Source organism: Polynucleobacter difficilis (assembly GCF_003065365.1).
GTDB classification, from domain to species: domain Bacteria; phylum Pseudomonadota; class Gammaproteobacteria; order Burkholderiales; family Burkholderiaceae; genus Polynucleobacter; species Polynucleobacter difficilis.
The window spans coordinates 1,926,028-1,949,155 of sequence record NZ_CP023276.1 but is presented as its reverse complement, the minus strand read 5'-3'; the positions used below and the strand labels follow the sequence as shown (position 1 = coordinate 1,949,155).

General features: G+C 50.2%; 25 protein-coding genes. 16 read left to right on the top strand and 9 right to left on the bottom strand.

The annotated features are described in order from the left end of the window. The first annotated feature begins 118 nt into the window (after positions 1–118). A complete protein-coding gene (locus AOC34_RS09920; protein ID WP_108469902.1) occupies positions 119–1,456 on the top strand; it encodes an NAD(P)H-dependent oxidoreductase in 1,338 nt (445 codons plus the stop codon). A gap of 30 nt (positions 1,457–1,486) precedes the next feature. On the opposite strand, the gene AOC34_RS09915 is transcribed toward AOC34_RS09920, so the two are convergent. Then, the gene (locus AOC34_RS09915) at positions 1,487–1,864 is read right to left on the bottom strand and encodes a c-type cytochrome (protein WP_108469901.1); all 378 of its coding nucleotides are present in this window, start codon (positions 1,862–1,864) and stop codon (positions 1,487–1,489) included. Between the two features lie 160 nt (positions 1,865–2,024). Between AOC34_RS09915 and AOC34_RS09910 the strand changes: the two genes are divergently transcribed. Then, positions 2,025–2,435 (top strand): hypothetical protein, encoded by a 411-nt coding sequence (locus AOC34_RS09910; protein WP_407675562.1) that lies wholly within the window; start codon positions 2,025–2,027, stop codon positions 2,433–2,435. A gap of 86 nt (positions 2,436–2,521) precedes the next feature. Continuing rightward, positions 2,522–2,830, top strand: coding sequence for an HU family DNA-binding protein (locus AOC34_RS09905; protein ID WP_159074856.1), 309 nt, complete (start codon positions 2,522–2,524; stop codon positions 2,828–2,830). 55 nt (positions 2,831–2,885) lie between these two features. On the opposite strand, the gene rodA is transcribed toward AOC34_RS09905, so the two are convergent. The 5 genes from rodA to AOC34_RS09880 are packed head-to-tail and all read right to left on the bottom strand — an operon-like array spanning position 2,886 to position 8,437. Beyond that, complete coding sequence (gene rodA / locus AOC34_RS09900) at positions 2,886–4,028, bottom strand: rod shape-determining protein RodA (RefSeq protein ID WP_108469899.1); 1,143 nt, start codon at positions 4,026–4,028, stop codon at positions 2,886–2,888. Then, the gene (mrdA, locus tag AOC34_RS09895; protein ID WP_108469898.1) at positions 4,010–5,920 is read right to left on the bottom strand and encodes a penicillin-binding protein 2; all 1,911 of its coding nucleotides are present in this window, start codon (positions 5,918–5,920) and stop codon (positions 4,010–4,012) included. The genes rodA and mrdA overlap by 19 nt, the downstream gene beginning before the upstream one ends. A gap of 17 nt (positions 5,921–5,937) precedes the next feature. Further along, on the bottom strand, positions 5,938–6,462 hold the full coding sequence (gene mreD, locus AOC34_RS09890; RefSeq protein ID WP_108469897.1) for a rod shape-determining protein MreD: 525 nt from the start codon (positions 6,460–6,462) through the stop codon (positions 5,938–5,940). Next, complete coding sequence (mreC, locus tag AOC34_RS09885) at positions 6,459–7,370, bottom strand: rod shape-determining protein MreC (RefSeq protein WP_108469896.1); 912 nt, start codon at positions 7,368–7,370, stop codon at positions 6,459–6,461. Before mreC ends, mreD begins: the two co-directional genes overlap by 4 nt. Positions 7,371–7,393: 23 nt before the next feature. Further along, the gene (locus AOC34_RS09880) at positions 7,394–8,437 is read right to left on the bottom strand and encodes a rod shape-determining protein (protein ID WP_108469895.1); all 1,044 of its coding nucleotides are present in this window, start codon (positions 8,435–8,437) and stop codon (positions 7,394–7,396) included. Between the two features lie 61 nt (positions 8,438–8,498). Between AOC34_RS09880 and gatC the strand changes: the two genes are divergently transcribed. The 12 genes from gatC to AOC34_RS09820 all read left to right on the top strand — a co-directional run bounded on the left by gatC (position 8,499) and on the right by AOC34_RS09820 (position 19,854). Next, positions 8,499–8,792: an Asp-tRNA(Asn)/Glu-tRNA(Gln) amidotransferase subunit GatC gene (gene gatC, locus AOC34_RS09875; RefSeq protein WP_108469894.1), complete on the top strand. Its 294-nt coding sequence runs from the start codon at positions 8,499–8,501 to the stop codon at positions 8,790–8,792. Next, complete coding sequence (gene gatA / locus AOC34_RS09870; RefSeq protein WP_108469893.1) at positions 8,789–10,300, top strand: Asp-tRNA(Asn)/Glu-tRNA(Gln) amidotransferase subunit GatA; 1,512 nt, start codon at positions 8,789–8,791, stop codon at positions 10,298–10,300. Before gatC ends, gatA begins: the two co-directional genes overlap by 4 nt. Then, on the top strand, positions 10,300–11,766 hold the full coding sequence (gatB, locus tag AOC34_RS09865; protein ID WP_108470165.1) for an Asp-tRNA(Asn)/Glu-tRNA(Gln) amidotransferase subunit GatB: 1,467 nt from the start codon (positions 10,300–10,302) through the stop codon (positions 11,764–11,766). The genes gatA and gatB overlap by 1 nt, the downstream gene beginning before the upstream one ends. A gap of 8 nt (positions 11,767–11,774) precedes the next feature. After that, entirely contained in the window at positions 11,775–12,434 is a 660-nt protein-coding gene (locus tag AOC34_RS09860) for a DUF484 family protein (RefSeq protein WP_108469892.1), read from the top strand. Beyond that, a complete protein-coding gene (locus AOC34_RS09855; RefSeq protein ID WP_108469891.1) occupies positions 12,415–13,392 on the top strand; it encodes a tyrosine recombinase XerC in 978 nt (325 codons plus the stop codon). Before AOC34_RS09860 ends, AOC34_RS09855 begins: the two co-directional genes overlap by 20 nt. A gap of 107 nt (positions 13,393–13,499) precedes the next feature. Further along, complete coding sequence (locus tag AOC34_RS09850; protein ID WP_199908368.1) at positions 13,500–14,570, top strand: CobW family GTP-binding protein; 1,071 nt, start codon at positions 13,500–13,502, stop codon at positions 14,568–14,570. Between the two features lie 133 nt (positions 14,571–14,703). Further along, positions 14,704–15,204 (top strand): RNA polymerase-binding protein DksA, encoded by a 501-nt coding sequence (gene dksA, locus AOC34_RS09845; RefSeq protein ID WP_108470164.1) that lies wholly within the window; start codon positions 14,704–14,706, stop codon positions 15,202–15,204. 34 nt (positions 15,205–15,238) lie between these two features. Next, entirely contained in the window at positions 15,239–16,141 is a 903-nt protein-coding gene (argB, locus tag AOC34_RS09840; protein WP_108469889.1) for an acetylglutamate kinase, read from the top strand. Between the two features lie 18 nt (positions 16,142–16,159). Further along, positions 16,160–16,810, top strand: a complete 651-nt coding sequence (gene slmA / locus AOC34_RS09835) for a nucleoid occlusion factor SlmA (RefSeq protein WP_108469888.1) — start codon at positions 16,160–16,162, stop codon at positions 16,808–16,810. Next, positions 16,807–17,946: a homoserine O-succinyltransferase MetX gene (gene metX / locus AOC34_RS09830; RefSeq protein ID WP_108469887.1), complete on the top strand. Its 1,140-nt coding sequence runs from the start codon at positions 16,807–16,809 to the stop codon at positions 17,944–17,946. The genes slmA and metX overlap by 4 nt, the downstream gene beginning before the upstream one ends. After that, the gene (gene metW / locus AOC34_RS09825) at positions 17,943–18,524 is read left to right on the top strand and encodes a methionine biosynthesis protein MetW (RefSeq protein ID WP_108469886.1); all 582 of its coding nucleotides are present in this window, start codon (positions 17,943–17,945) and stop codon (positions 18,522–18,524) included. The genes metX and metW overlap by 4 nt, the downstream gene beginning before the upstream one ends. Beyond that, positions 18,505–19,854 carry an AmpG family muropeptide MFS transporter gene (locus AOC34_RS09820; protein ID WP_407675578.1) on the top strand — a complete coding sequence of 450 codons (1,350 nt, stop codon included), beginning with the start codon at positions 18,505–18,507 and terminating at the stop codon, positions 19,852–19,854. The genes metW and AOC34_RS09820 overlap by 20 nt, the downstream gene beginning before the upstream one ends. On the opposite strand, the gene AOC34_RS09815 is transcribed toward AOC34_RS09820, so the two are convergent. Then, complete coding sequence (locus tag AOC34_RS09815; RefSeq protein WP_108469884.1) at positions 19,851–20,633, bottom strand: exodeoxyribonuclease III; 783 nt, start codon at positions 20,631–20,633, stop codon at positions 19,851–19,853. The two genes, AOC34_RS09820 and AOC34_RS09815, sit on opposite strands and share 4 nt — an antisense overlap. Before the next feature lie 8 nt (positions 20,634–20,641). Between AOC34_RS09815 and pyrE the strand changes: the two genes are divergently transcribed. After that, entirely contained in the window at positions 20,642–21,319 is a 678-nt protein-coding gene (pyrE, locus tag AOC34_RS09810; RefSeq protein WP_108469883.1) for an orotate phosphoribosyltransferase, read from the top strand. On the opposite strand, the gene dapF is transcribed toward pyrE, so the two are convergent. Both dapF and AOC34_RS09800 read right to left on the bottom strand, forming a co-directional pair. Beyond that, complete coding sequence (gene dapF, locus AOC34_RS09805) at positions 21,306–22,166, bottom strand: diaminopimelate epimerase (RefSeq protein WP_108470163.1); 861 nt, start codon at positions 22,164–22,166, stop codon at positions 21,306–21,308. The two genes, pyrE and dapF, sit on opposite strands and share 14 nt — an antisense overlap. Before the next feature lie 64 nt (positions 22,167–22,230). After that, positions 22,231–23,127 (bottom strand): LpxL/LpxP family acyltransferase, encoded by an 897-nt coding sequence (locus AOC34_RS09800; protein ID WP_108469882.1) that lies wholly within the window; start codon positions 23,125–23,127, stop codon positions 22,231–22,233. Position 23,128: the final 1 nt, after the last annotated feature.

Here is a 23,128-nt window from a genome sequence, read left to right as displayed (position 1 = left end):
CGTTAACTTTCAATAAAAATGAAGCGCCGTTTAAAACGAGGCAAAATAAACCATTCCCCATTTTAAGTGAGCGAACCGCTTTCGTGCAGCATAAATAGCGATCTCAATCGGAGTTTTTATGTCTTTGTATAAAAAATTACAACAAAGGGCCCTGGATTCAAAGCCAATCCGAATTGCATTGATTGGCGCGGGCAAATTTGGATCGATGTATTTATCGCAAATACCCCGCACGCCAGGCATTCATTTGGTGGGCATTGCTGATTTATCGCCGGATCGTGCGCAGGCTGCTTTACGGCGCGTAGGGTGGCAGGATGATCAGTTTAAGGCAGCTTCGGTTGCTGAGGCGGTGCACAAAGGCACTACCTTCATTACCAGCGATGCAAGCACATTGATTGATGACAATGCCATTGAGCTGGTGATTGAGGCAACGGGCGTCCCCGTTGCTGGAATCGAGCATGCTCTGTGCTGCATTGAGCATGGCAAGCACATCATCATGGTGAATGTCGAAGCCGATGTATTGGCAGGCCCCTATTTAGCAAAGCGAGCGGCCGAGGCCGGCGTTATCTATTCGATGGCTTCAGGAGATCAACCCGCTTTAATTGCAGAGATGGTCGATTGGGCTCGCACCATTGGTCTAGAAGTAGTGTGTGCGGGTAAGGGCACAAAATACCTACCGTCATACCATGCATCGACCCCCAAAACCGTATGGGGGCATTATGGGTTTAGCGAGGAGCAAGTTGCAGGCGGCGACTTTAATGCGCAAATGTTCAATTCATTTTTAGATGGCACAAAGTCAGCGCTAGAAATGGCTGCCGTTGCGAATGCCTGTGATTTACAAGTGCCTGACGATGGCTTAGGTTTTCCGGCATGTGGCGTTGATGATTTGCCGGCGCTACTAAGGCCTGTACAAGACGGCGGACTATTGCCACGCAAGGGCATGGTTGAGGTCGTGTCGTCAGTCGAGCGAGATGGCCGTCCAGTGTTTCGTGACTTACGCTGGGGAGTGTATGCGGTTTTTCATGCGCCAAGTAGCTATGTCCGGGATTGCTTTCTCCAGTACGGCTTAAAGACGGATGCTTCTGGATGGTATGCCGCTATGTACAAGCCTTATCACTTAATTGGCCTTGAGTTGGGAATCTCGGTGGCAAGTGTAGCCTTACGTAAGGAAGCAACCGGCGCGACGGGCGCCTTTGTTGGCGACGTGCTTGCTTGCGCTAAGCGCGATTTAAAAGCAGGTGAAGTGCTGGATGGCGAAGGCGGTTTTACCGTCTATGGAAAATTAATGCCGGCTGCTAAATCACTGCGCATCAGTGCGCTGCCGATTGGCTTGGCGCATCGCCTGACTTTACGAAATAGCATCCGGGCTGGACAGATTGTGACGTGGAATGACGTGGATTACGATGCCACTCACTCTGCCATTCGCATTCGCCGACTCATGGAGGCCGAGTTTAAATAAGGAAGTGCCGCTATCAAACGCAGACCACCCTTATTTTTTCTTGGCGCTTTCTCGCTTGGTAATTTCTGCGTTGATGCGCTCGAGTGTTTTGGCATCCGGATTCTGCCAGCTGCCACCAGATTGGTTCACCATAAAAACAAGCGAGGCAGCAAAATCAGCGACGCTGAGGTCGGCCTTGCCGCCTTTAGCGGGCATGCCCCGAACGCCAACATAACCATGGGCAGTTAATTGGGCCTGACCTTCTTTGATTAAGGGAGCCCATTTGGCTTTATCGCCCACCTTTGGTGCACCAGCGACCCCACTTTGATGGCATACAGCACATACTTGCTTATAAGTATTTTCCCCAGTAGCAGCAGCGCCTTGCGTATAAAAAATTAGACTAATGGAAGCGAATAGAAAGCGGAACATAAAGTGGTCTCACACAGAATGGGTTATGCATGCACAACAATTTAGCCAGCCAAACATAGCGTGTTTGTATGGCTTCAGCGTTATGATAGATCGAGATGGTTACAGCATGGCAATTAATTTGAGCAATGCAGCAATGCATTGACACACCTCTAGCGCTGCCATGGGGCGCGGATTTAACGCAAAATGCGATCGAGAAAAAGCAATGAACGGATTTGTTAAAAGCCTAATAGGCCTTATTTTACTTGGACTTACGCTTGTTTCAGCCTATACCTGGGTGATGCTCAGCTGGAGTTATGCCGATGGAGAGCGCGCCGGTTATGTGCAGAAATTCTCAAGCAGGGGCTACTTATGCAAGACCTGGGAAGGAGAGCTGGCAATGGTGTCCATGCCTGGAACTATGTCCGAAAAATTCTTCTTTTCGGTGCGCGATGATGCTGTGGCGCAAAAAATAAACGCCAACTTAGGAAAAAAAGTAGCGCTAAAATATGAACAGCACATCGGCCTGCCAACCAGCTGTTTCGGGGAAACAGAGTACTTTGTGATTGATTTACTTGTTTTAGATCAATCCTAATTCGAGTGCGCAGTAGAAATAGTTCAAACAACTTTATTTTTATTATTTTTTGTGTTTAAAATCATGTCAGCGCGTTGTGCGCCAACATACATACCAACAAGGAGCTTCACTTGAACAAAGCAGAACTTATCGCAGCGATTGCTGACGATGCTGAGATTTCAAAAGCCAAAGCAGAATTCGCACTGAATTCAGCTATTGAGCACATCATTAAAGCCGTTACCAAGGGTGACTCGGTTCAGTTGATCGGTTTTGGTACATTTAGCTCCGGCAAGCGTGCTGCACGTATGGGCCGCAATCCTAAGACTGGCGAGCCACTCAAGATTGCCGCAGCGAAGACTGTGAAGTTTTCTGCTGGTAAAGCATTCAAAGACTCAGTCAACAAGCGCAAGAAGTAATTCGCGCAAGCTGAAACAAAAGCCCGGTTATTCCGGGCTTTTTTATTGACACGATTTAGCTTTGAACTAATCGTCGATGACGATGAATGCTCATCAAAATACCGGCACCAAATCCTAAGGTAACGAGCGCAGTACCACCATAGGTCATGAGCGGCAATGGCACGCCTACGACTGGCAAGATACCGCTCACCATGCCAATATTGACGAAGGCATAGGTGAAAAAAATCATGGTGATTGCGCCGCCCAATAATCGGGTAAACATGGTGGGCGCACCAGCCGCGATCGCAAGTCCGCGCCTAATTAAAGCAAAGAACAAGCCGAGCAATAAAAGGTTGCCAAGAAATCCAAATTCTTCAGAATAAACGGCAAAAACAAAATCCGTATGTTTCTCAGGAATAAATTCCAAGTGGGATTGCGTACCTTGACCCCATCCTTTTCCAAAAAAACCGCCAGATCCAATTGCAATCGCGGATTGAATCGTATGAAATCCTTTGCCTAACGGATCTGAAGAGGGATCCAGTAGAGTGCACACCCGATTTTTTTGATAGCCGTGTAATAGCGGCCAAGTTATATCGCTGGCACAAATGCTGCCACGGAAAATAATCAGCAGCAATATTCCAACCCCAAGTAAACCAACTATAGGCAAGATCCAGCGCCACGGTAGGCCGGCAAAAATAATAACGTAGAGACCAGCAGCAAATACGAGTAAAGCCGTACCCAAATCAGGTTGGCGGGCAATCAGCATCACCGGTACCGCAAGAATGACTGCGGCAACTAAATAGTCCCAGCCATTCTGAATACCTTCGCGTCGCTGAAAGTACCAGGCTAACATCAGCGGCATTGCAATCTTCATCAGCTCAGAAGGCTGAATAACAATGCCGACATTGACCCAGCGCCGCGCTCCTTTTTTGACTAGACCAAAAATAGCAACCGCAATCAGCAACACAACCCCAATGATATAAACCCAAACGGCTGCGGTTTCAAGCCACTTAGGCGGAATATAGGAAACAACCCACATTACCAAAAAAGCGAGAATCAGATTTCGCAATTGATCGCTGAGTTGTACAGGCGTATTTTGACTGGCCGATAGAAAAGTAATCGAACTCAAAATAGCGATACCTAAAAAAATAAGTCCGAGCTGTGGATCAAGCCCAGAAAAAAATTGATAGATACGTTTCTTTATGGCGCCCTTTTCCATTCCGGAATCTCCTTAGGCCATTTGCCATTGATGTAATAGTCAAGTGCTCTACGCGCAATCGGTGCGGCATGCTGCGCACCAAAGCCGGCATTTTCCACAATCAAAGCAATCACGATCGTGGGTTTTTCTGCGGGCGCAAAGGCAACAAAAAGTGCGTGGTCACGCAAAAATTCTGGTGTAGTTGTGTGGTTATATTCCTTTGCATTCAAGCTAAAAACTTGCGATGTGCCTGTTTTTCCTGCATTGGTATAGGGCGCATCTTTAAACGACTTTGCAGAGGTACCAACTTGATTTACGGCAACCATCGATTTCTTGATGATTTCAATGTTTTCCGGCTTAAAGTTAAGGCGGTAACTTTCTTTCGGGTTTGTTAGTTTTTGTTGGCGTGTAAACGGATCTTCAACTGCTTTCACTAAATGCGGTTTCATCACTACACCTTCGTTGACCACGTTTGCTAAGGCATGCGCCAATTGCAAAATGGTAAAGGAGTTGTAGCCTTGCCCAATACCCAGTGAAATCGTTTCACCCTCAAACCACTTTTGTTGTTCTGGTTTCTTAAAGTATTTTTTCTTCCACTCGGTAGAAGGCAAAATACCGGCGGCTTCGCCTTCAAGGTCTATGCCCGTTTTCTGACCAAAGCCCAGTGGACTCATAAAATCATGCATCATGTTGACGCCCATTTCCCTCGCCAGTAGGTAGTAATAGGTATCGCACGACTCCACAATGGACTTCTCCATGTCTACCATGCCATGCCCGCCCTTCTTGTCATCGCGGAAGGTATGCGTGCCTAAGGTAAAGAATCCGGGGTCTGCAATCGCCTGAGATGGCGTTCGAATGCCTAGCTCAAGAGCAGCTAATGCCATAAAGGGTTTGTAAGTGGAGGCAGGCGGATAGAGGCCTTTCAGCGGTCGGTTGTAAAGCGGCCTGCTTTTGGATTCATTCAGCTCTTTCCAAGTTACGGCATCAATCCCCTCTACAAAGTCATTTGGGTTGAAATTAGGCTTGGAGACAAATGCCAGCACATCGCCAGTAGAGGGTTCGATTGCAACAAAAGCGCCACGAAAATTCCCATACAGTTGTTCCACCAAATATTGCAACTTAATATCAACGGAAAGGATGATATTTTTCCCGGGCGTTGAAGGGAAGCTGGAGAGCGTTCGGATCGGCCTGCCGCCAGCAGTGATTTCTACTTGATCATAGCCGGGAACACCGCGCAGCACATGCTCATAGCTTTGTTCAATGCCAATCTTTCCAACGTATTGAATTCCAGGTAAAAATGCATTTTTTAATCCACTCGTGTCATCGGCTTCGGTCGCATTGCTAATTTCGGATTGCATCCGCTCTTTGTCTTTTTGGGATACGCGCCCGATATATCCAATCATGTGCGAGCCAAGCTCGTTGTAAGGGTACTCCCGAAAATTACGCGAACGAATCTCAACCCCAGGAAAGCGATAACGGTTTGCCATGAAACGTGCCGTCTCAACTTCAGTCAGCATCGATCGCAATGGGAAGGTGCCCATATTGCGAGCATCTTCTAGGGAGCGCTTAAAGTTACGGCGATCACGTGGGCTGATGGAAATGATTTCCGAAAGGTCATCAATCAACACATCTACACTGCTTGAAATTTCACTGACGTTGACATCTAAGGTCAAGGCAGAATAATTTCGCCCAATCACAATGCCGTTCCGGTCAATCAACAGGCCTCGCATCGCTGGCGCAGGCACAATCGCAATGCGATTATTCTCGGCTAAGGTGGAGTATTTGCTATGACTGATGAGTTGGAGCCAAACCAGCCGACTTAATAAGATGACAAAACAAACGGTGACAAAAATGACGGCAATTCGCGTGCGAGCCTGAAAGGAGGATAGGTCTGATTTTTTGAATGATGCCATTTCAGTTAACCTAGATACTAGAGCGGACGATTGTGATCAACGTCAATCGGACGCCTTTGTGGAGCAAGTAATAGTTTCGTTGCTGCTGGCCACAATGCGGCCTCAATGATGCCCTGCAGAACACTCCCTAAACCCCACCAATACATTGATCCTGTTAACAACCAATGAACTAATACTGGAAAAACAGAAACCAACATAAAAATAGGTAACACATGCAAGGCTTGGGTATAAATTTGAAGTGAACTAATGCGGCGATGCCATGCAACAGCAAGATAGGCGACCAAGGCATAGCTGAAGGCATGTAATCCTAGTAAGTCAGAGTTATGAACGTCCATTACCAGCCCGAGTAGCGATGCCCACACCACGCCAACGTAGCGGTGCTGATGGATATTCCAAAACACAATGCAAATAATCAGCCAATCTGGAACCCATGCGTGATTACCGAGGGGCAATAAATTGAGAAGCAGGGCGCAAAACAGGCTGAAGAAGATAAAGAGCGGATTGACTGGGCGCAGGATGTAGCCGCTTTGAAAATCAATCATGGCATACCCCGCGTGCGCGTTTTGCGTCGACCCGGCGCATTTTCTGAGTCGCCTGCGCTAGGCTTGGCATCCCATTGGGGGTCATACAAAAGAGCCAGTGCTTGACGGTGTGCATTAATTCTTGCCACCGGAGCACAAAAGACATTCGCTGTATTTTTATCAATATTGCGTTCGATCCGCGTAATCATGGCAACGGCAAAACCGGGTGGATAGGTTCCATCTATCCCCGATGTTAGTAGCACGTCGCCCACCTCTAAATCACTTGCAACTGGCAGGTAGCGCAGCTCTAATAAATTTCCGCGCCCAGTTCCAAACACGGCCGCACGCAGACCATTGCGCGCGATCTGGACGGGCACAGCAAAATCCCTATCTTCCAGCAAAGAAACTTCGGCAGAGCCGGCATACAGTCGTACAACCTGACCTAGAATGCCCGAGTCGCTAGCAATCGGATTGCCCAGCCTCAACCCATCTTCCGATCCGCGATCAATGACCACCCGCTGTGAAATTGGATTGCTTGGGTTGTAGAGGATTTCAACCGGAATCGTTTTATAAGCAACTTCTTTTTGTAGGTCTAAAAGTTGACGTAAGTTTTGGTTTTCTACACGCAGTAATTCGGATTGATTCGCAAGCAGCGTCAACTCCATCTGACGTTGCTTTAACTCGACATTCTCATCAGCCAAGGTTGATCGTGTAGTGAAGTAGGTGTCACTTGCGGTGAGCAGGTTGCGTGGCAACTGCATGACATGCTCCAATGGGCGCAAGCCCAGATTGATGGAATCACGCACGAGATCAATTGCCTTAAACCGGAAATCAATCAACATCAAGGCAGCACTGATGGACAGGCACACAATGAGTTTGACCAGGGCAGGTATGCCCTGTTTAAAAAGGGGTGGGGCGCTGTGTTGCAAGACCTTATCTGACTAAGGTCGACTTACTCTTGCGAGAAGACTCCACTTAGCTTGTCCATGCGTTCTAAGGCGATGCCACAACCACGAGCAACGCACGTTAATGGATCCTCGGCCACATGAATGGGCAGGCCTGTCTCTTCCATTAGAAGGCGATCGAGGTCGCGCAGGAGTGCGCCGCCGCCGGTGAGCATGACACCGCGCTCAGCAATATCAGAGGCCAGCTCAGGCGGTGTTTGCTCTAAAGCAGCTTTGACGGCCGTTACGATTTGGTTGAGGGGATCGGTAAGGGCCTCGAGGATTTCGTTGCTGGTTACCGTAAAACTGCGCGGAATACCTTCAGCTAAGTTGCGGCCCTTGACTTCCATCTCGCGCACTTCAGCACCAGGGAATGCAGAACCGATGGTTTTCTTAATCTGCTCTGCGGTTTGCTCGCCAATCAGCATGCCGTAGTTGCGGCGAATGTAATTGGTAATCGCTTCGTCAAACTTGTCGCCACCGACTCGGACGGAGCCTTTGTACACAGTGCCACCTAGAGACATCACGCCTACTTCGGTTGTGCCACCACCAATATCCACCACCATTGAACCAGCTGCTTCCGACACCGGAAGTCCAGAGCCAATTGCTGCAGCCATTGGCTCTTCAATCAAAAACACTTGCGACGCGCCTGCGCCTAGAGCAGATTCGCGAATCGCGCGACGCTCGACTTGGGTTGAGCCACAGGGTACGCAAATAATGATGCGCGGACTTGGGCGCAGCAATTTGCTTTCATGCACCATCTTGATGAACTGCTTGAGCATCTGCTCGGTAATCGTGAAGTCGGCAATAACGCCATCTTTCATGGGGCGAATGGCTTCAATATTGCCCGGAACACGGCCAAGCATGGCTTTGGCTTCGGCGCCCACAGCCAAAATAGTCTTTTTGCCATTTGGGCCGCCTTCTTGACGAATTGCAACCACCGATGGCTCATCAAGCACAATACCCCGATCACGCATGTAAATTAGGGTGTTGGCAGTACCTAGGTCGATCGCTAGGTCGTTTGAAAAATAGTTGCGAAAAAAACCAAACATAATGGAAGTGGGAAAATAGTAGAGTTAATGAATTTACAATCCAATGATACCCTAGCGCCCCATGAAACTTGATGATGTTCAGCGCATAGCGCACCTCTCCCGCCTGGAGTTAAGCCAAGCAGAGGCAGAGCTTGTTTTGCCCCAATTGCAGGCCATTTTTTCCTTAGTGGAGGAGATGCAGGCGGTCGATACCAGTAATTTCGCCCCTTTAGCGCACCCGATTCTGTTTTTGCGCGATTTAGCGCAGCCACTTCGCCCAGACCAGGTTACAGAGCCCGACAATCGAGAGCAAAACATGCAGTCTGCCCCGGCCCAGCAAAATGGCTATTTTTTAGTGCCGAGGGTGATTGAATGAGCTGGCACCTGTCTTCCGTTGCAATGTTGGCAAAGGCGCTAGAAGCCAAAGCGGTCTCGAGTGCTGAGTTGGCAAGCCATTTCCTCGCACGTATTCAGGCTGGCGGGCGTTGGAACGCCTTCTTGGACGTCAACCCGGCGTTAACGATGGAACAGGCTGCAAACGCCGACCGCATTCGGGCTGCTGGCAAGGCCGGTAAGTTAACCGGTATCCCCTTGGCACATAAGGATGTTTTTGTCACGCGCGGTTGGAAGTCAACTGCTGCTTCAAAGATGCTCCTCGGTTACCAAAGCCCATTTGATGCGGCAGTCGTTGAGCGATTGGGCATGCCGAGCGAGCAAAATCCAGACGGCGCAGGCATGGTTTGTTTGGGCAAAGTCAACATGGATGAGTTTGCAATGGGCTCCTCCAATGAAAATTCTGCCTTTGGTCCCGTCCTTAATCCTTGGAATCCAGCATGTGTGGCTGGCGGCTCATCCGGCGGTTCTGCCGCTGCAGTCGCGGCTGGCTTAGCTCCGATTGCAACCGGTACCGATACGGGCGGCTCGATTCGTCAGCCAGCTGCCCTGTGTGGCCTTACCGGGATTAAGCCCAGTTATGGGCGGGTATCCCGTTACGGGATGATTGCCTATGCATCATCCTTAGATCAGGCGGGCCCCATTGGTAAAACTGCCGAAGACTGCGCACTATTGCTAAGCGCAATGTCCCACCATGATCCACGGGATTCAACATCTTTGGCCGATTCAGGCGAGGACTATGGCCGCTATCTGAATACAACATGGGACGCTAGCGCCGCAGCAGCAAAGCCTTTAACGGGATTGCGCGTGGGCCTACCTGTTGAATTCTTCTCCGAAGGCTTGGCAGATGGCGTCGCAAAGTCGGTGCGTGAGGGTGCAAATCAATTGCAGGCCCTAGGCGCAACCTTAGTTGAAGTTAGTCTGCCGAAAACAAAACTCTCAATCCCGGTTTATTACGTGCTTGCCCCGGCCGAGGCATCAAGTAATTTAAGTCGCTTCGATGGAGTTCGTTATGGCCATCGCACAAATGAATACCGTGATTTATCCGAGATGTATAAAAAATCACGGACCGAAGGATTTGGAACGGAAGTCAAGCGCCGCATCTTAATTGGCAGTTATGTTTTGTCGCATGGTTATTACGACGCCTATTATTTGCAAGCCCAGCGCATTCGCCGCATCATCGCTGCCGATTTTCAAACTGCGTTTGGCAAGTGCGACCTCATTCTGGGGCCGGTCACGCCAGACGTTGCTTGGAAGTTTGGTGAAAAATCAAACGATCCGCTGCAAATGTACCTGGCCGATATTTATACCTTGTCTACCAACCTTGCGGGCTTGCCAGCGATGAGTGTGCCGTGTGGATTTAGTCAAGACTTGCCGATCGGCATGCAACTGATTGGTAATTATTTTTCAGAAGCGCGGCTCTTGCAGGTGGCGCATCAATTTCAGCAGGCCACCGATTGGCACCTGCGCCAACCCAGCGAGGTGCTGTAATGCAGTGGGAGGTCGTGATTGGTCTGGAGACGCATACCCAACTGCGTACTGAATCCAAAATTTTCAGTGGTGCCAGCACGCAGTTTGGTGCCGACGTTAATACACAAGCTTGCCCGGTTGATTTAGCGTTACCGGGCGTGCTGCCGGTTTTAAATCGCCAAGCAGTGGAGCATGCCATTCGTTTTGGTTTGGCAATCGATGCCGCAATTGCACCGGTCAGTATCTTTGCGCGGAAAAATTATTTTTATCCTGATCTTCCGAAGGGCTATCAAATTAGCCAGTATGAAATTCCAGTCGTTTTGGGCGGTCACTTAGAAATAGTCGTAGGCGATACGACCAAAGTAATTGAGTTAACCCGCGCCCATTTAGAAGAAGACGCTGGTAAATCCGTACACGAGGATTTTATTGGTCCGCATGGCGAACCCTCCAGTGGCATTGATTTAAATCGCGCTGGCACACCGCTGTTGGAAATTGTGACAGAGCCAGTCATGCGCAGCGCTGCTGAGGCAGTGGCATATGCAAAAACCTTACATAGCCTAGTGGTGTGGCTTGGGGTATGCGATGGCAATATGCAAGAGGGGTCTTTTCGGTGTGATGCCAACGTATCGGTGCGCCCCCTAGGGCAGGAGGCTTTTGGTACCCGCTGTGAAATTAAGAATCTGAACTCATTCCGTTTTTTAGAAGAGGCGATTCAATACGAAGTCCGTCGACAGATTGAGTTAATCGAAGACGGTGGCACAGTGGTGCAAGAAACGCGTTTGTATGATCCGGACAAGCAAGAGACACGCAGCATGCGCAGCAAAGAGGACGCGCAAGATTACCGCTATTTCCCAGACCCTGATTTATTGCCGCTGGTAATTGACGCCGCTTGGATTGATTCGATTCGCTCGACTATGCCAGCCCTACCAGCACAGCTGAAGCAGCAGTGGCAAGATGCATTTGGTTTGAGTCTCTACGATGCCGAGTTGTTAACGCAAGATCGTGCCACAGCAACACTCTTCGAAGAGTTGTTAGCCATGCTGGGTAAGCCCTTGGCAAAGGCAGTGGCTAACTGGATGACGGGTGACTTTGCGTCGACCTTAAATCGGGCTGGCATGTCGGCAGCCGATTCGCCTTTAAATGCAACGCAGCTGGCCCCACTACTCAGCCGTGTGGCCGACGGAACCATCTCTAACAAGATTGCGAAAGATATTTTTGCCGACTTATGGAAAGAGGCGTTAGAGGGTCAGCTCACGAGCACAGTTGATTCGATTATTGAGTCAAAGGGCTTAAAGCAAATTAGCGATAGTGGCGAACTCGAGACTCTGATCGACCAAGTCATGCAGGCCAATAGCGCATTTGTTGACGAGTTTCGTGCGGGCAAAGAAAAAGCATTTAATGCGCTGGTCGGGCAGGTTATGAAGGCATCGCAAGGCAAGGCAAATCCCCAGCAAGTGAATGCGTTGTTGCGTAAAAAATTGAGCTAGGAATAAGCATGAGTGAAATCGATTCAACCCAAGCAGAGCAAGAAGCGCTCGTAGCAGAATGGCTGCGTGCAACCCCAGGATTTTTTGAACGCTATGCTGAGCTGTTAAATGACATCCGTTTAAAGCACCCACACGAAGACCGCACCATCTCGTTACAAGAGCGTCAGATGTCCCTGTTGCGCAATCAAAATACCGAACTCAATCGTCGCCTTAGCGAGATGCTGCATTTTGGTAGCCGCAATGATAAAACCCAACAAGGCCTCGTCGCTTGGTTACTGATGCTCATGAAAGCAAGCAGTCAAGCCGATGTAGAGCATGCTGTTACGGCCGGCCTTGCAGAGGTATTTGAAGTAGATGCGGTACGCATTCTGAGCCCTAATTCGGCCTATGCCCCTTGGGTTGCAAGGCCATTGTGTGGCCCCCTTGCTAGCTTGCCCCAAGCGGATATCGATCTACTCTCGCAGTCCCTCCCATTGGATGCCGCATGGCAAAGCATGGTAGCCATTGGCTTGCCCTTGCAGGGTCATCCGCCTGCAGTGCTGCTGTTGGCAAGTCACGATGCCACTCGTTTTACTGTGGACATGGGTGCGTTTTATCTGCAGCAGATTGCGCAGCTCACTGCGGCCGCCCTAGACCGAGTTGGAGCCTATGAAGCCCCCGTCGGCTGAGCTGCATCCCCAGGTGCAAGCGTATTTGCACGAGCTGCATGTATTGCGGCAACTTTCTCCTCACACAATTAAGGCTTATCAGGCCGATTTATCTGAGCTGCACCAGTCGGCTCAGGAGGACGGTTTAGATTTAACTGCGGTTACCAATGGCCACATTCGTCGCTGGGCAGGCCGGTTGCATGCTAAGGGCAAATCACCCAGAACCATTGCGCGTACCTTGTCAGCGTGGCGAGGGTGGTACGACTGGCTATCCCAGAAGCAGGATCAGCCCACTTTAAAAGTAAATCCCGTCGACGATGTAAAGGCGCCTAAGCGGGCGCGGGCTCTACCCAAAGCCTTGTCGGTTGAGCAAGCATTGGCTTTGATCAATCAGGCGATCGTAGAGGCCAAGGCCAATCCTGGCTTAGAAACAGTCCGCGATGCTGCCATCATTGAGCTGCTGTATTCATCCGGCTTACGCTTGTCAGAGCTTTTGGGGATTGATGCGGCTCCCAGTCAGGATCGCGCATACGAGTCTGCGGGTTGGCTGGATTGGGATGCGGCGGAGGTAACGGTCTTAGGCAAGGGGGGCAAGCGCAGGAGTGTTCCCGTTGGAACGGCTGCGATGACCTCGCTTAGGGCATGGCTCGAGATACGACAGCAGCTGCAGCCTGTACAGGGTACGCCCGCACTGTTTTTGAGTGCAAGCAACACGCGCTTATCGCCCAGAACCGTTCAGGCACGCTTGCGCAGCTTAGCGATCCGTGCCGGCTTACCAACCCATGTTCACCCACACATGATGCGACATAGCTTTGCTAGTCACGTCCTACAGTCATCCCATGACCTGCGGGCGGTTCAAGAAATGTTGGGGCATGCCAGCATTGCCAGCACCCAAATTTATACCGCTTTGGATTTTCAGCACCTCTCGCAAGCCTATGATTTAGCGCATCCTCGGGCGAAGGCGGGGCGGGTAAAGTAAATCCAGACCAATACGCACGCGGAACTCGGTAAGATGATGGGTTAGTCAACATTCACTTACGCAAATCGACTTTTTACAACGGCATCCGACATAGCGAAAGCAACACGATCATGGCATTAATTCCCGTCACCATTCTGACTGGCTTCCTTGGAAGCGGTAAAACCACGCTTTTAAAGCACATCTTGACCGAGCAGCACGGCAAAAAAATTGCGGTGATTGAGAACGAGTTTGGCGAAGAGAATATCGATAACGATATTTTGGTCCAAGAGAGCCAAGAACAAATTGTGCAAATGAGCAATGGTTGTATTTGTTGCACGATTCGGGGCGATTTAGTGGAGGCCCTTAACCAGCTGTGGGAGCAACGCCGCGATAAGAAAATTCAGTTCGAGCGGGTGGTGATCGAAACCACCGGGGTTGCCAATCCTGGCCCAGTAGCCCAAACCTTTTTTATGGACGATGACGTCGCAGATCACTATGTGCTCGATGCGATTGTGACCCTGGTGGATGCCAAGCACGGTCAGCAGCAGCTGAGCGAGCATGAGGAGGCGCAGCGCCAAGTGGGCTTTGCAGACCAAATTTTTATTACCAAGACCGATCTCGTCACGGATGCCGAGGTCGCGGCACTGCGCGCACGACTCATGCACATGAACCCCCGCGCACCAATTAAGGCAATAAGCAAAGGGGTGGTGCCACTGAATGAAGTCCTCGATTTAAAGGGATTCAATCTCAACGCGAAATTAGACATTGACCCACACTTTTTGGAACAGGAAGACCACAATCACGACGATTGCGGACACGACCATAGTCACGACCATGATCACGCCACCTGTGGGCACGATCACAGCCACGACGCACACCAACACCATGGGCATCACGGCCATACGGATCGCATTCAGTCATTTGTATTTAGGAGTGATCGCCCCTTTGATCACAAGAAGTTAGAAGACTTCTTGGGCGGTATTTTGGAGGTCTTTGGTGAGAAGATGCTGCGCTATAAAGGGGTGCTCTATGTGAAAGGCAGCAACCGAAAAGTGGTGTTTCAGGGGGTGCATCAAATGATGGGTAGCGATATGGCGGGTCTTTGGGGCGCGGAGCCCAAGCAAACCCGGATGGTCTTTATTGGCATTGATTTACCCAAAGATACCCTAATGGCTGGACTAGAAGGGTGTTTAGCGTAGTACAATCCGCCGCCACAGGCATGATTCGCTTCATGTAACAGATTGGCAGTAAAACAGCAGTGAACAGTAGCAAACAGCAGCAAAACTTTGGCAGAATGGGGCAATAATGCTCCAAATCCATGGAAAGAATGACATGACGGTAAAAACACCCAGCTCGAAGAGCCCCAAGGCAGCGGCGGCCGCTAGCACGAAAACGGCTAGCAAATCGACTGCATCCTCAAAAGCGGTTCCAGTAACCGACGCCGAATTACTCAAAATGTCTGAAAAAGACTATATGAATAAGGCCCAGCTCGCATTCTTTCGCTTAAAGTTGGTGACCTTGAAAGAGGATTTACTCAAGAACGCTTCGGAAACAACCGAGCACTTGCGTGAGAACATTTTGGTTCCAGATCCAGCCGATCGGGCGACGATCGAAGAGGAGCATGCGCTCGAATTGCGCACCCGCGATCGTGAGCGCAAGTTACTCAAAAAAGTCGAGCAAGCATTGGCTCGTATTGAGTCCGGTGAATATGGTTGGTGCGAAGAGACCGGTGAGCCGATTGGCTTGTCCCGCTTAATCGCGCGCCCTACTGCCAACTTATCGCTCGAAGCGCAAGAGCGCCGCGAGCTGCGTCAAAAATTATTCGGCGATTAACTTTTACTAACACTACTAGTACCCTCATTTCGGAATGACTAAACCAATGCCAACCATTGCGGATATTTCCCCCTTATTGAAAGCGGAAATATTGGCAGAAGCGCTGCCGTATATTCGTCAATACCACGGCAAGACCATCGTGATTAAGTACGGCGGTAACGCAATGGTGGAAGAGCGGCTGAAAGAAAGTTTTGCGCGCGACGTTATCTTGCTCAAGCTCGTTGGCATGAACCCAGTCGTGGTGCATGGCGGTGGGCCGCAGATTGATGAGGCGCTTAAAAAGATTGGTAAGACGGGCACCTTTATTCAAGGCATGCGCGTAACCGATGAAGAAACCATGGAAGTGGTGGAGTGGGTTCTGGGCGGCGAAGTGCAGCAAGATATTGTGATGTTGATTAATCACTTTGGCGGTCAAGCGGTTGGCTTAACCGGTAAGGATGGTGGTTTGATTCATGCGCGCAAGATGTTGGTCGCGGACGAAAAAAAGGCAGGCGCAACCATCGATTTGGGTTTTGTGGGCGAAATCGAAGCCATTAATCCGGCAGTTGTAAAGGCCCTGCAAGACGATGCCTTCATTCCAGTGATATCACCAATTGGTTTTAGTGCGCAGGGTCAGGCATTCAATATCAATGCCGATCTAGTAGCCGGCAAAATGGCTGAAATACTGGGTGCTGAAAAATTGGTCATGATGACCAATATTCCTGGCGTCATGGATAAAAGCGGTAATTTGTTAACTGATTTGACTGCCCGCGAAATCGATGGCTTGTTTGCCGATGGAACCATTTCAGGCGGAATGCTGCCCAAGATTTCATCCGCTTTAGATGCCGCCAAGAGCGGCGTGAACTCAGTGCACATTATTGATGGCCGAATCGAGCACTCGCTCCTGTTGGAAATTCTGACCGAGCAGGCGTTCGGCACGATGATTCGTTCTCGGTAAGTGGTACATTAAATAGTCATGAGCACAAAACCACCCAACGACGATATGAGCGCAGAAGCGCCAGCAGAAGAAAAGATGCGCAAGCGTCCGCGTCCGGGCGAGCGTCGTTTGCAAATTTTGCAAGTGCTGGCAGAGATGCTGCAAAACCCGCGGGGTGAGCGTGTAACCACTGCTGCATTGGCGGCAAAAATTGATGTCTCTGAGGCTGCGCTGTATCGCCACTTTGCAAGCAAGGCGCAGATGTTTGAGGGCCTCATCGCTTTTATCGAGCAGACCGTCTTTGGTTTAATTAATCAGATCAATCAAAAAGAAGAGTCGGGCTTGGCCCAGACCCGTGGCATTTTGCAAATGCTCTTGGTGTTTGCAGAAAAAAACCCGGGAATGACCCGGGTGCTGCTAGGCGATGCCTTGCTCCAAGAAGATGATCGCCTGCAGGATCGCATCTCCCAAGTATTAGACCGAGTTGAGGCATCCCTAAGGCAATCCTTGCGCATAGGCCAGTCGCAAAGCGGCGCCCCTGGAAACGCAAGCCAAGACGACGTTGCAATACGTGCCGCTCTATTAATGAGCTTTGTGTTGGGTCGCTGGCATCGTTTTGCGCGAAGCGGTTTTAAAAAGCTGCCGACTGAGGCGTCCGAGATTAGCCTTCATATCTTGCTTGCAGAATGAGTGATCTCCATCTCTCACGAAATACTATCCATTTTGCAGAATCCCTACCCTTACAAAGTGGAGCGGTTCTCAGTAATTACAACCTAGTTATTGAAACCTACGGCAAGCTCAATAGTGATAAGAGCAATGCCATTTTGATTTGCCATGCCCTCAATGCATCGCATCACGTAGCTGGACCTGACCCAGAGAATCCATCGGACATCGGCTGGTGGGACAACATGATTGGGCCAGGAAAGCCAATCGACACCAATCGTTTTTTTGTGATTGGCGTTAACAATTTGGGCTCCTGCTTCGGCTCTACAGGACCCATGAGCGTGAACCCCGAAACCAATAAGCCCTATGGGGCAGATTTCCCGGTAGTGACGGTGGAGGATTGGGTCAATACCCAAGCCAGGCTGGCGGATAAATTAGGCATTCGCCGCTTTGCTGCTGTCATGGGCGGCAGCTTGGGTGGTATGCAGGCAATGGCATGGGCGATTCAGTTTCCCAAGCGCCTAGCGCACTGCATCGTGATTGCATCGACACCCAAGTTGAGCGCCCAAAATATTGCGTTTAATGAAGTGGCCCGCAATGCCATTTTGTCGGACCCCGACTTTCATGGCGGTAACTACTACGCCCATGGCGTGGTGCCCAAAAGTGGTTTGCGCTTGGCCCGTATGGTTGGCCACATTACGTATCTGTCAGACGATGACATGGCTGAAAAGTTTGGACGGGAGTTGCAACGCCCTGCCGGCGCGCCCGATGAGTACCGCTTTAGTTTTGATGTGGAGTTTGAGGTTGAGAGCTACTTGCGGTATCAAGGCGATAAGTTTTCGAGCTACTTTGATGCCAACACCTATCTTCTCATCACGCGCGCTCTCGATTATTTTGATCCTGCTCGGCGCTATGGCGGTAGTTTGAGTCGTGCCCTGGCTGAAGTGCAGGCTCAGTTTTTGATTATTAGTTTTTCAACCGATTGGCGCTTTCCGCCCAATCGCAGCAGGGAAATTGTTGAGGCCCTTCTCAGCAATAAGCGCGAGGTATCCTATGCCGAGATTGATGCGCCACATGGGCACGATGCATTTTTGTTGGATGATGCCCGGTACCATAATTTAGTGCGTGCTTATTTCAAAAAAATTGCTGAGGTATTGCCATGATGCGCGCTGATTTTGCCGCGATTGCCAATTGGGTTGCGCCGCAAAGCCAAGTGCTGGACTTGGGTTGTGGGGACGGCAGCTTTCTGGCCTTTTTGCAAACCCAAAAGCCAGTGCATGCCTACGGCGTTGAGATTGATGATCAGAGGGTATTGGCCTGCGTACAAAAAGGCCTCAATGTGATTCAGCAGGATCTAGAAGGAGGCCTTGCCCTCTTTGAAGATAAAAGCTTTGACACGGTTGTGTTGTCGCAAACCGTACAAACGATTCACCAGACCGAGAAAATTCTTTCTGAAATTGTTCGCGTTGGAAAAGAGTGCGTCATCTCCTTCCCGAATTTTGGTCACTGGTCACATCGCCTTGCCGTTGCAATGGGCCACATGCCCGTATCCAAGTCGTTACCGTATGCTTGGTTTGATACGCCTAATGTGCGCGTTTTAACCATTGCTGATTTTGAAGGGCTGGCACACCGATTGGGATTAGATATCTTGGATCGCGTTGTTTTGCACGAAGGCCGCCCAATTACCTGGGCCGCTAATCTACTGGGCAGCTTAGCTATTTATCGTATTCGTGGCACTTAATTCAATCCGTTCATGGGCAACTGATTTTCGGGTTTACCTGGAATGGCCTTGCCTGCGGATGTTGTTCTTGGGTTTTTCTGCAGGACTGCCGCTTCTTCTCATTCTGGGTACCCTGAGTTTTTGGTTGCGGGAGGCCGGCATTGATCGCAGCACCATTGGTTACCTCACCTGGATTGGTCTCATTTACGCAGGCAAGTGGTTGTGGGCGCCTTTAGTGGATCGGCTACCCATTCCGTTTTTAGGTCGATTGCTGGGGCGTCGTCGCAGTTGGTTGATTTGTGCCCAAGCCATTATTGTTCTTGGCTTATTGGGCATGGCCAGCCTAGACCCTAAGGTTGCGATTACCCCAATGGTGTGGTTTGCATTGCTGGTGGCGTTTGGCTCAGCGACACAAGACATTGCGCTAGATGCATTCCGGATTGAGTCCGCCGACAGTGATCGACAAGCCGCATTAGCCGCAACGTATCAAACGGGATATCGCCTTGCCTTGATTTGGTCTGGCGCAGGGGTGCTGTGGTTGGCAGCTCGAGTTGAGACAGGGGCGGGCTACGATGCGAGTGCGTGGCAATTTGCTTATGTAGTCATGGCCTGTTCGATTGCCGTTGGTGTCATTACAACCCTCTTGAGTAAGGAGCCCGCACGCATTGAGTTGGCTAAGGCTCGCAATGCAAAAGCATGGCTGCATCAAACACTCATTGAGCCTTTTTCTGAATTCATTACTCGCTACGGTTGGCATGCGATTGCCATTTTGGGGCTAATCGCAATCTATCGGATTAGCGACATTGTGATGGGCATTATGGCAAACCCATTTTATGTCGATATGGGTTACACCAAAGATGAAGTGGCCGCAGTGAGCAAAGTGTTTGGCGTGATCATGACCTTGCTCGGTGCCTTTATTGGCGGCGTGTTGGCTCTGCGGTTTGGGGTGATGCGCATTTTATTTTTTGGGGCAGTCTTATCTGCTGTCAGCAATCTGCTATTTGCTTGGCTTGCAACCCAAGGCCATGATTTGACCGGATTGGTTTGGGTTATTTCTGCAGACAACCTCAGCTCCGGAATTGCAACTGCAGCCTTTATTGCCTTTTTATCTTCATTAACGAACATTCAGTATTCGGCGACCCAATATGCCTTGTTCAGCTCCATGATGCTCTTGGCGCCGAAGTGGTTAGCCGGATTTTCTGGGGTATTTGTGGATGCCTTTGGATACCCGGTCTTTTTTATTAGCACCGCCATTATTGGCGTGCCAGTGCTTTTACTAATCTGGCTGGTGATTCATTTCAACCTAGTGCAATTGAAAAAACCGGAGTCGGCCACAATCGCAGTCGACTAAATCGACCAGCCATAGTCCACGATTAAGGGTGCGTGATCAGAGAAGCGCTCTTGTTTATAGATGGAGGTCGTTTTAGCTGAGGCCGCAATCTGCGCAGTCGCGATCTGGTAATCAATGCGCCAGCCGACATTCTTGGCGTAGGCTTGACCCCGTTGACTCCACCAGGTGTAGCAGGCATCGGTCGTATCGGGTTCGAGCTTACGATAAACGTCGACATACCCAATTTCGCCAAAGAGGCGCGTTAACCAAGCGCGCTCTTCTGGTAAAAATCCGGAATTCTTTAGATTGCCTTTCCAATTCTTTAAATCGACTTCGTGGTGCGCGATATTGACATCCCCGCATAGGACGATTTCACGGCCACTGCGCTTGAGTGCAATTAGGTGGGGCATGAATGCCTCGAGGTAACGAAACTTGGCTTCCTGGCGCTCAGGCGAGCTGGAGCCGGAGGGCATGTAAACCGAGATAACCGAGAGGGTCTTAAAACGGGCCTCAACGTAACGTCCCTCGGCATCAAACTCGGGGTTACCAAAACCGTAAATGATGTCATCCGGTTGGTGCGGGGTATAGATGCCGCAGCCGCTATAGCCTTTTTTTTCGGCGCAGTGGAAAAACCCAAGTAATCCGTCCGGGCGCATCATAGTCTCATTCAGGTCCGTCTCTTGGGCCTTGAGTTCTTGCATGCAAATAAAGTCCGCTTTTTGCTGGAGCGCCCATGGAATAAAGCCTTTTTTGGCTGCAGAACGGATACCGTTGAGGTTCGCTGAAATGATGCGTAACATGGAGGCCTATGAACTCTAAAAATGTAAATCAATTCGACTTTATCCGCTTTGCCCTAGAGGCGCACGTTTTATCGTTTGGTGAGTTTAAAACCAAAGCCGGTCGTCAATCCCCTTATTTTTTTAACGCGGGCGGTTTTAGTGACGGGGCTTTACTCGGGTCCTTGGGCAAGTATTACGCCAATGCACTACTCGAGTCCGGTGTTGCATTCGACATGCTTTATGGCCCTGCTTATAAAGGCATCACCTTGGCTGCAGCAACCGCAATTGCCTTAGCCCATCAAAATAAAAATGTCCCGTTTGCTTATAACCGCAAAGAGGCAAAAGACCATGGCGAGGGCGGCACTTTAGTCGGCGCGCCGGTTAAGGGCAGGGTAGTCATTATTGATGATGTGATTTCAGCAGGCACATCCGTGCGAGAGTCAGTCGAATTGATTCGGGCTGCCGGCGCAGAGCCCGCGGCTGTTTTGATTGCTCTGGACCGAATGGAGCGCTCAGGCAATGCAGTCGACATTGGTAGCCACTCTGCCGTTCAGAGTGTTGAGCAGGAGTTTGACATCCCAGTGATTGCGATTGCCAGCTTAAGCAATGTGATGGATTACCTCGACGCCTCCAAAGACCCCGCTTTGCAGCAATACCTTCCAGCAGTAACGGCCTACCGTAAGCAATACGGGATTAAGGCAGGGTAAATTCGCCTTCAAAGACGGTGGTGGCTGGCCCGGTCATGATGACCGATTGCGCGATGCCGTCGCGAACTCCGGGCCACGCTATGCTTAGCTCTCCCCCGCGCGTCTGAACGCGTACCGGAGAGTCAAGTAGGCCTCTACGAATACCCGACACCACTGCGGCGCAAGCGCCAGTACCGCATGCCAAGGTTTCTCCTGCGCCACGTTCATATACACGCAGCTTGATGGCATTGCGATTCAGTACTTGCATGAAGCCGGCATTCACGCGCTTTGGAAAAGCAGGGTGACTTTCAATGCGGGGCCCCTCATGGGCAACGGGCGCGCTATCCACATCAATGACAACTTGAATAGCATGGGGGTTACCCATCGACAGCACGCCAATCCAGTCATCATGCCCGCCTGGATTTGAACCAATGGGTAGGGCATAGAGGGTTTCATGAAACTCGATTTTGCTCGCTACATTTTCAGCTCGAAATGGAATGCGTTCGTGTTCAAAGATGGGCGCACCCATGTCAACCTGTACTTGACCATCCGGCAGCGCCTGGAGTGTCAAGACCGTATGTGCAACTTCCACCCGCAATGGATTTTTGCTGGATAGTTTTTTATCCAATACATAGCGTACAAAGCAGCGCGAACCATTACCGCATTGCTCGACTTCGCCGCCATCCGAATTAAAGATGCGATACCGAAAGTCAGCATCAGACCTAGTTGCTTTTTCAATCAACAAAATTTGATCTGCCCCAATGCCAAATTGGCGATGGGCTAGCTGACGCCATTGCTCTTTAGTAATGACGCTCAAATCCTGATCGATGCCATTGAGCACAATAAAGTCATTGCCTGCCCCATGCATTTTGGTAAAGCGCAGTGTGCGTTTCAAGTCAGTACTCAAGCAGTGTTCCGTTCTGGATAGTCAATTAATACAAGCTGGCTTCGCCGGGCGGGCGATGCTTAAAGCGTTTATGTACCCAATAGTACTCTGCAGGCCTTTCGCGAACAAGCGCTTCGATGCATTGGTTGAGATGAGCGGCATCGTTGCTGGGATCGTCGCTTGGGAAGTTTTCCAGGGGCGCACTAATGCGGCAAACATAGCCGCTGCGATTCGCATTTAAGGTGGTCGTCATCAAGCAGACCTCTGCGCCACTCAATTGGGCCAGGCGCGATACCGACGTAATAGTACTGGTCTGAATGCCAAAAAAAGGAACAAACACCGAATCGCGTGGTCCCAGATCAATGTCTGGTGCAATAAAGATGAAATTCCCAGTTTGAATTTCTCGAATCAGATCGCGCAGACGACTTTGCCGCTCAATCGACTTGCCACCAAACCGATTGCGCCACTCAATCATCTTTTGATTGAAAAACGGGTTCTTCATCTTTTGGTAAAGCCCTGCACCGCCCATCCAGCCCCGCTCTTTTGCCATGACGGAGAGGGCCATGAAGCCACCCTCTAAACCAACGAAATGCGGATTGATTAACAGCCTTGGCTTACGATCGCCGAGCGGGATTGCGGATTCAATTTCGACCATTGCCTGAATTTGCGCGCCAGTGCCGAGCCAGATCCGGCTACGCTCAATGACGCTGCGGCCAAATAGCTTCCAATGCTCTAATGCAAGGGCGTCGATTTCAGATGCGGATAAAGACGGAAAGCAAAGTCGTAGATTCGTTTTGACGACGTGCGCACGCTCATTTGGGATGTGTGCCGCCAACCAGCCCAAGCCATAGCCAATCGGAACAATGATGGCGTATGGCAAAAAGGCAAACAAGCGCAAGAGGCTGAGTGCTAAAAAATTAAAGATGGTTTGGAACCAGGTCATC